Source organism: Streptomyces lydicamycinicus (genome assembly GCF_000829715.2).
GTDB classification, from domain to species: Bacteria; Actinomycetota; Actinomycetes; order Streptomycetales; family Streptomycetaceae; genus Streptomyces; species Streptomyces lydicamycinicus.
Genome location: NZ_BBNO01000001.1, coordinates 184,999 through 191,572 on the forward strand (window position 1 = coordinate 184,999; position 6,574 = coordinate 191,572).

Annotated in this window: 5 protein-coding genes; all 5 read left to right on the forward strand. The window is 73.2% G+C overall.

Features of this window, described 5'->3' with window-relative positions:
• The first annotated feature begins 7 nt into the window (after positions 1-7).
• The 5 genes from TU31_RS00840 to TU31_RS00860 all read left to right on the forward strand — a co-directional run bounded on the left by TU31_RS00840 (position 8) and on the right by TU31_RS00860 (position 6,520).
• Entirely contained in the window at positions 8-1,927 is a 1,920-nt protein-coding gene (locus TU31_RS00840; RefSeq protein ID WP_042147324.1) for an acetyl/propionyl/methylcrotonyl-CoA carboxylase subunit alpha, read from the forward strand.
• A 338-nt stretch (positions 1,928-2,265) separates the two neighbouring features.
• Positions 2,266-3,429, forward strand: coding sequence for an acyl-CoA dehydrogenase family protein (locus TU31_RS00845; RefSeq protein WP_042147326.1), 1,164 nt, complete (start codon positions 2,266-2,268; stop codon positions 3,427-3,429).
• A 102-nt stretch (positions 3,430-3,531) separates the two neighbouring features.
• A complete protein-coding gene (locus TU31_RS00850) occupies positions 3,532-5,121 on the forward strand; it encodes a 4-coumarate--CoA ligase family protein (protein WP_052718793.1) in 1,590 nt (529 codons plus the stop codon).
• 11 nt (positions 5,122-5,132) lie between these two features.
• On the forward strand, positions 5,133-5,903 hold the full coding sequence (locus TU31_RS00855) for an enoyl-CoA hydratase family protein (protein ID WP_042149703.1): 771 nt from the start codon (positions 5,133-5,135) through the stop codon (positions 5,901-5,903).
• A complete protein-coding gene (locus TU31_RS00860; RefSeq protein WP_042147327.1) occupies positions 5,891-6,520 on the forward strand; it encodes a TetR/AcrR family transcriptional regulator in 630 nt (209 codons plus the stop codon). Before TU31_RS00855 ends, TU31_RS00860 begins: the two co-directional genes overlap by 13 nt.
• Positions 6,521-6,574 lie beyond the last annotated feature (54 nt).

Here is a 6,574-nt window from a genome sequence, read left to right on the forward strand (position 1 = left end):
GGCAGAAGTGATCCGTTCCGTACTCGTCGCCAACCGCGGCGAAATAGCCCGGCGGGTCTTCCGCACGTGCCGTGAGCTGGGCATCTCCACCGTCGCCGTGCACTCCGACGCGGACGCCGGCGCCCCGCACGTCCGTGAGGCGGACACCGCCGTACGGCTCCCTGGCGACGCCCCGGCCGACACCTACCTGCGCGGCGACCTGCTGGTCCGGGCCGCACGCGCCGCGGGCGCCGACGCGGTCCACCCCGGCTACGGCTTCCTCTCCGAGAACGCCGGCTTCGCCGCCGCGGTGGCCGAAGCGGGCCTGGCCTGGATCGGTCCGCCCCCCGCCGCCATCGAGGCCATGGCCTCCAAGACGCGGGCCAAGGAGCTGATGGCCGAGGCCGGGGTGCCGCTGCTGGCCCCCGTCGACCCTCAGCGGGCCACCGAGGCCGATCTGCCGCTGCTGGTGAAGGCGGCGGCCGGCGGTGGCGGTCGCGGTATGCGCGTGGTCGCCGAACTTGACGCGCTGGAAGGGGAGTTGAATGCAGCCGGGGCCGAGGCGGAGGCCGCCTTCGGCGACGGCGAGGTATTCGTCGAGCACTACGTCGTCGGCGGACGCCATGTCGAGGTGCAGATCCTCGCCGACGGCCACGGCACGGTCTGGACCCTCGGCACCCGTGACTGCTCCCTCCAGCGCCGCCACCAGAAGGTCATCGAGGAGGCCCCGGCCCCCGGACTGTCCGAGGAACTGCGCACCACCCTGCACGGGGCCGCCGAGCGGGCCGCCCGCGCCATCGGTTACCGGGGCGCGGGCACCGTCGAATTCCTGGTGGACCGCACCGGCCGGGCGTACTTCCTGGAGATGAACACCCGCCTCCAGGTCGAACACCCGGTCACCGAGGCCGTATACCGCCTCGACCTGGTCGCCCTCCAACTGAGCATCGCCGAGGGCCGCCCCCTGGACACCGCCCCGCCCCAGCCCCACGGGCACGCCGTGGAAGCGCGGCTCTACGCGGAGGACCCGGCGGCCGGCTGGCAGCCGCAGACCGGCACCCTGCACCGGCTGGCGCTGCCCGACGGCGTCCGGCTCGACTCCGGCGTGACCGACGGCGACACCATCGGCGTCCACTACGACCCGATGCTGGCCAAGGTCATCGCCTGGGCACCGAGCCGCGACGAGGCCGTACGGAAACTGGCCGGCGCCCTGGCCCGAGCCGCCATCCACGGCCCCGTCACCAACCGCGACCTGCTCGTCCGCTCCCTGCGCCACCCGGAGTTCACCGACCCCGGCGCCCTGGACACCGGCTTCTACGACCGCCACCTCGCCGAGCTCACCACGAACGACCCCGACGGGGCCCCGGTCTTCGCCCTCGCCGCCGCCCTCGCCGACGCCCACGGCCGCTCCCGCTTCGGCGGCTTCCGCAACGTCCCCTCCGGACCCCAGACCAAGACCTACGCCGGCGCGGGCACCGAGCACACCATCCGCTACCGCCTCGGGCGCGACGGCCTGCGGGCCGAGGACTTCCCCGGCGTACGGCTGCTCGCCCTCGGCCCGGACGAGGTCGTGCTCGAAATCGACGGCCTGCGGCGGCAGTTCGCGGTCGCCCGCTACGGCGACCGCGTCCATGTCGACGCGCCACCCTCCCCGGGCGGGGCCACCACACCCACCTCCCACACCTTCACCGCCCTGCCCCGCTTCCCCGACCCCACGGCCCGCACGGAACCCGGCTCCCTCCTGGCCCCCATGCCCGGCACGGTCGTACGCATCGCCGAGGACCTCACCGAGGGCGACCAGGTCAAGGCCGGCCAGCCGCTGCTGTGGCTGGAGGCCATGAAGATGGAACACAAGATCACCGCCCCCTCCGCCGGCACCCTCACCACCCTCCCCGTCCACCCGGGCCAGCAGGTCGAAGTGGGCACCCTCCTGGCCGTCGTCACGGACTGACCAGCCACCCGGGCGCCTCTTCATGCCTTCGCCCCACCGTGCTTATGCCTCTTTCCCCACCGGGGTGGGGCCGCCACGAAACGCGAGGTGGCGGGGCTGGAGGGGCGGGGTGTCGGACGTAAAGCGCAGCAGTCCGACACCCCGCCCCGGAGGCCCCGACACCGCACCACCCACACACTTGGGGCCCACCCCCCCAACACCCCTCCCACCGCCGAAGGCGGGAAACGGCGCCGCACCCGGTGACGCAACCGAAGCCGAAAACGCACGGCCGCCGGCAGCGAATCGCACCGCCGCCGACAGCGAATCGCACCGCAACCGACGACCCCGAGGAGACCCCCATGGGCACCCCGACCATCGAATCCGAGGAACACCGCGCCCTGCGCAAAGCGGTAGCCGCCCTAGGCGCCCGCTACGGCCGCGACTACTTCACCCGCGTCGTGGCGGAGGGCACCCACACCGACGACCTCTGGGCGGAGGCCGCCAAACTCGGCTACCTGGGCGTCAACCTCCCCGAGGAGCACGGCGGCGGAGGCGGCGGCATCGTCGAACTCTCCATCGTCCTGGAGGAGTTGGGCGCCGCCGGCTGTCCACTCCTGATGATGGTGGTCTCGCCCGCCATCTGCGGCACGGTCATCGCCCGTTTCGGCACCGAGGAGCAGAAGCGGACCTGGCTCCCGGGCCTCGCCGACGGCTCCCGCAAGATGGCCTTCGGTATCACCGAACCGGACGCCGGCTCCAACTCGCACCGCATCACGACCACCGCCCGCAAGGAGGGCGGGGACTGGGTCCTCAACGGCCGCAAGGTCTTCATCTCCGGCGTGGACATCGCCGACGCGACCCTGATCGTCGGCCGCACCGAGGACGCCCGCACCGGCCGCCTGAAGCCCTGCCTGTTCATCGTGCCGCGCGACACCCCCGGCTTCGGCCGCAGCCCGATCGCGATGGAACTGTCCGCCCCGGAGAAGCAGTTCGAGCTGACCCTGGACGAGGTGCGGCTGCCCGCCGACGCGCTGGTCGGCGACGAGGACGCCGGACTGCTCCAGCTGTTCGCCGGGCTCAACCCGGAGCGGATCATGACCGCCGCCTTCGCCCTCGGCATGGGCCGCTACGCGCTGGGCCGGGCCGTCGACTACGCCGGAACCCGCCAGGTGTGGAAGGAGCCCATCGGCGCCCACCAGGCCGTCGCCCACCCGCTCGCGCAGGCCCATATCGAGCTGGAGCTCGCCCGGCTGATGATGCAGAAGGCGGCCCATCTCTATGACGCGGGCGACGACCTGGGCGCGGGCGAGGCCGCCAACATGGCCAAGTACGCGGCGGCCGAGGCCGCGGTGCACGCCGTCGACCAGGCCGTCCACACCCTCGGCGGCAACGGCCTCACCCAGGAGTACGGCCTCGCCTCGATGATCACCGCCGCCCGGGTGGCGCGGATCGCGCCGGTCAGCCGCGAAATGATCCTCAACTTTGTCTCGCACCAGTCCTTGGGGCTGCCCAAGTCGTACTGAGGGCGGGATGCTGACCGTGCCGGCCGGGCACCCGTCCCGGCCGGCGGGGCGGCGCCGCACCCGCCCCGCCCGCCATACCCCGCTGAAGGGAAGGCCCCCGGCATGGTGTCCCACGTGTTCCACAGCGAGTACGCCGACGTCGCGCCCGTAGAGCTGCCGATCCATGAGGCCGTCCTCGGGCGGGCGGCGGAGTACGGCGACCGGCCCGCACTGATCGACGGCCTCGACGGCACCACCCTCAGCTACACCGAGCTGGACCGTCTCAGCCGCCGGATCGCGGCCGCCCTGGCGGCGTCCGGCGTCCGCAAGGGCGAGGTGCTGGCCCTGCACAGCCCGAACACCGTGCTCTTCCCGGCCGTGTTCTACGCCGCCTCGCGCTGCGGGGCGGCGGTCACCACCGTCCATCCGCTCGCCACCGAGGGCGAGTTCACCAAGCAGCTGAAGGACTCCGGGGCCCGCTGGATCGTGACCGTATCGGCGCTGCTGGACACCGCCCGGGCCGCCGCCCAGCAGACCGGCGGTATCGCCGAGATCCTCGTCTGCGACCGGGCCCCGGGCCACCGCTCCGTAGGGGACCTGGCCGCCGGCACCGCCCCGGAACCGTCGGTCACCCTCGACCCGGCCCAGGACCTGGCCGTCCTGCCCTACTCCTCCGGCACCACCGGCACCCCCAAGGGCGTGATGCTCACCCACCGCAGCATCGCCACCAACCTCGCCCAGCTCGCCCCGCTCGTCTCCAACGGCCCCGACGACCGGGTCCTCGCCGTACTGCCCTTCTTCCACATCTACGGGCTGACCGCCCTGATGAACGCCCCCCTGCGCAACGGCGCCACCGTCGTCGTCCTGCCCCGCTTCGACCTGAAGCAGTTCCTCGCCACCATCGAGCAGCACCGCATCACGGCCGTCTACGTGGCACCCCCGATCGTCCTCGCCCTCGCCAAACACCCCCTGGTCGCCGACTACGACCTCTCCTCCCTGCGGTATCTGGTCTCCGCCGCGGCGCCCCTGGACGCCGGGCTGGCGGCGGCCTGTTCCCGGCGGCTCGGCCTGCCACCGGTGCTCCAGGCGTACGGCATGACCGAGCTGAGCCCGGGCACCCATTGCGTCCCCCTCGACGCGCCGAACCCGCCGCCCGGCGCCGTCGGCAAGCTGATCCCCAACACCGAGATGCGCCTGGTGTCCCTGGAGACCGGCCAGGACGTGGGGCCGGGGGAGAGCGGCGAGATCCTCATCCGCGGCCCCCAGGTCATGAAGGGCTATCTGGGGCGGCCCGCCGAGACCGACGCGATGATCGACCCCGACGGCTGGCTGCACACCGGCGACATCGGGCGGACCGACGGTGACGGCTGGCTCCATGTCGTCGACCGCGTCAAGGAGTTGATCAAGTACAAGGGCTACCAGGTCGCCCCCGCCGACCTCGAAGCGTTGCTGCTCACCCACGACGCGATCGCCGACGCCGCGGTCATCGGCGTCCCGGACGAGGACGGCAACGAGGTGCCCAAGGCGTTCGTGGTGCGGCAGCGGGGGGCCCGGCTGAGCGAGGACGAGGTGATCGCGTACGTTGCCGATCAGGTCGCCCCGTACAAAAAAGTGCGCCGCGTGGAATTCCTGGCCGGCGTGCCGCGCGCCACCACCGGAAAGATCCTGCGACGCGAACTGCGCGCCAGGGAAAGGAGCTCGACGCCCCGATGACCGACGCCCCGATGTCCGACGCCCCCGCGGCACCCCTCGTCCCGCGCTCCCACGAGCGCGGCATCACCACCCTCACCCTGGACTCCCCGCACAACCGCAACGCCCTCTCCACCCGCCTGGTCGCCGAACTGCACCAGGCGCTCACGGACGCCGCGGCCGACGACGACACCCGCGCCGTCGTCCTCACCCACACCGGCGGCACGTTCTGCGCCGGCGCTGACCTCTCCGAGGCCACCTCGGGCACCGCGAAGGACGGCCCGCTGGGCCTGGCCCGGCTGCTGCGCGCGATCGTGGCACTGCCCAAACCGGTCGTCGCCCGCGTCACCGGACACGTCCGGGCCGGCGGACTGGGGCTGCTCGGTGCCTGCGACATCTCCGCGGCCGGACCGGACGCCACCTTCGCCTTCACCGAGGCCCGCCTCGGCCTCGCCCCCGCCGTCATCTCGCTGCCGCTGCTGCCGCGGCTGGACCCCCGCGCCGCCGGCCGCTACTACCTGACCGGCGAGAAGTTCGACGCGGCCGAGGCGGCCCGGATCGGCCTGGTCACCCTCGCCGCCGACGACGTCGACACCGGCCTCGCGCCCGTACTGGACGGCCTGCGCAAGGGGTCCCCCCAGGGCCTGGCCGAGTCGAAGAAGCTGGTCACGGCAGAGGTGCTGGCCGCCTTCGACCGCGACACCGAGACGCTGGCCGAACAGTCCGCGCGGCTCTTCGGCTCCGCCGAGGCCCGCGAGGGCATGACCGCCTTCCTGGAACGACGGGCCCCCGCATGGGCGCGCTGACCCCCGCCCGCGGCCCCAAGCAGCCCCAGCAGGAACGCAGCCGCGCCACCCGCCTCAAACTGCTGGAGGCCGCCGTCTCCTGCCTGGCGGAGCGCGGCTGGAGCGGCAGCACGGTCGCGGTGGTCGCCGAGCGGGCCGGTGTCTCCCGGGGCGCCGCCCAGCACCACTTCCGCACCCGCGAGGACCTCTTCACGGCGGCCGTCGAACACGTCGCCGAGAAGCGCCAGGGCGCCGTCAAGGCGGTCGCCCACAACCTGCCCCCGGCCGGCTCCGTCGCCCGCACCTGGATCATCGTCGAGGAACTCGTCGGCCTCTACACGGGCCCGCTGTTCCGCGCCGCGCTGCATCTGTGGGTCGCCGCCTCCGACGAGGAGCAATTGCGCGAACGCGTCACGGCCCTGGAGGCCCGGGTCGGCCGCGAGGCCCACCGCACGGCGGTGGCACTCCTGGAAGCCGACGAATCGGTCCCCGGCGTACGGGAAACCGTCCAGGGCCTGCTCGACATGGCCCGGGGCCTCGGCCTCGCGAACCTCCTCACGGACGATTCGGCCCGCCGGGCCAAGGTCGTCGAAGAGTGGGCGCGGATCATCGACTCCCAGCTACGGCCCTCCGGGTAGTTGCCCCACGTTTTCGGCTGTCCCGCCGTGGGGGTTTCTCGCCGTTGCGCCTGC

Bases quoted from the DNA above. Each gene is read 5' to 3' on its own strand.
- TU31_RS00845 (WP_042147326.1), top strand. From the start codon at position 2,266: ATGGGCACCCCGACCATCGAATCCGAGGAACACCGCGCCCTGCGCAAA.
- TU31_RS00860 (WP_042147327.1), top strand. From the start codon at position 5,891: ATGGGCGCGCTGACCCCCGCCCGCGGCCCCAAGCAGCCCCAGCAGGAA.
- TU31_RS00850 (WP_052718793.1), top strand. From the start codon at position 3,532: ATGGTGTCCCACGTGTTCCACAGCGAGTACGCCGACGTCGCGCCCGTA.
- TU31_RS00855 (WP_042149703.1), top strand. From the start codon at position 5,133: ATGTCCGACGCCCCCGCGGCACCCCTCGTCCCGCGCTCCCACGAGCGC.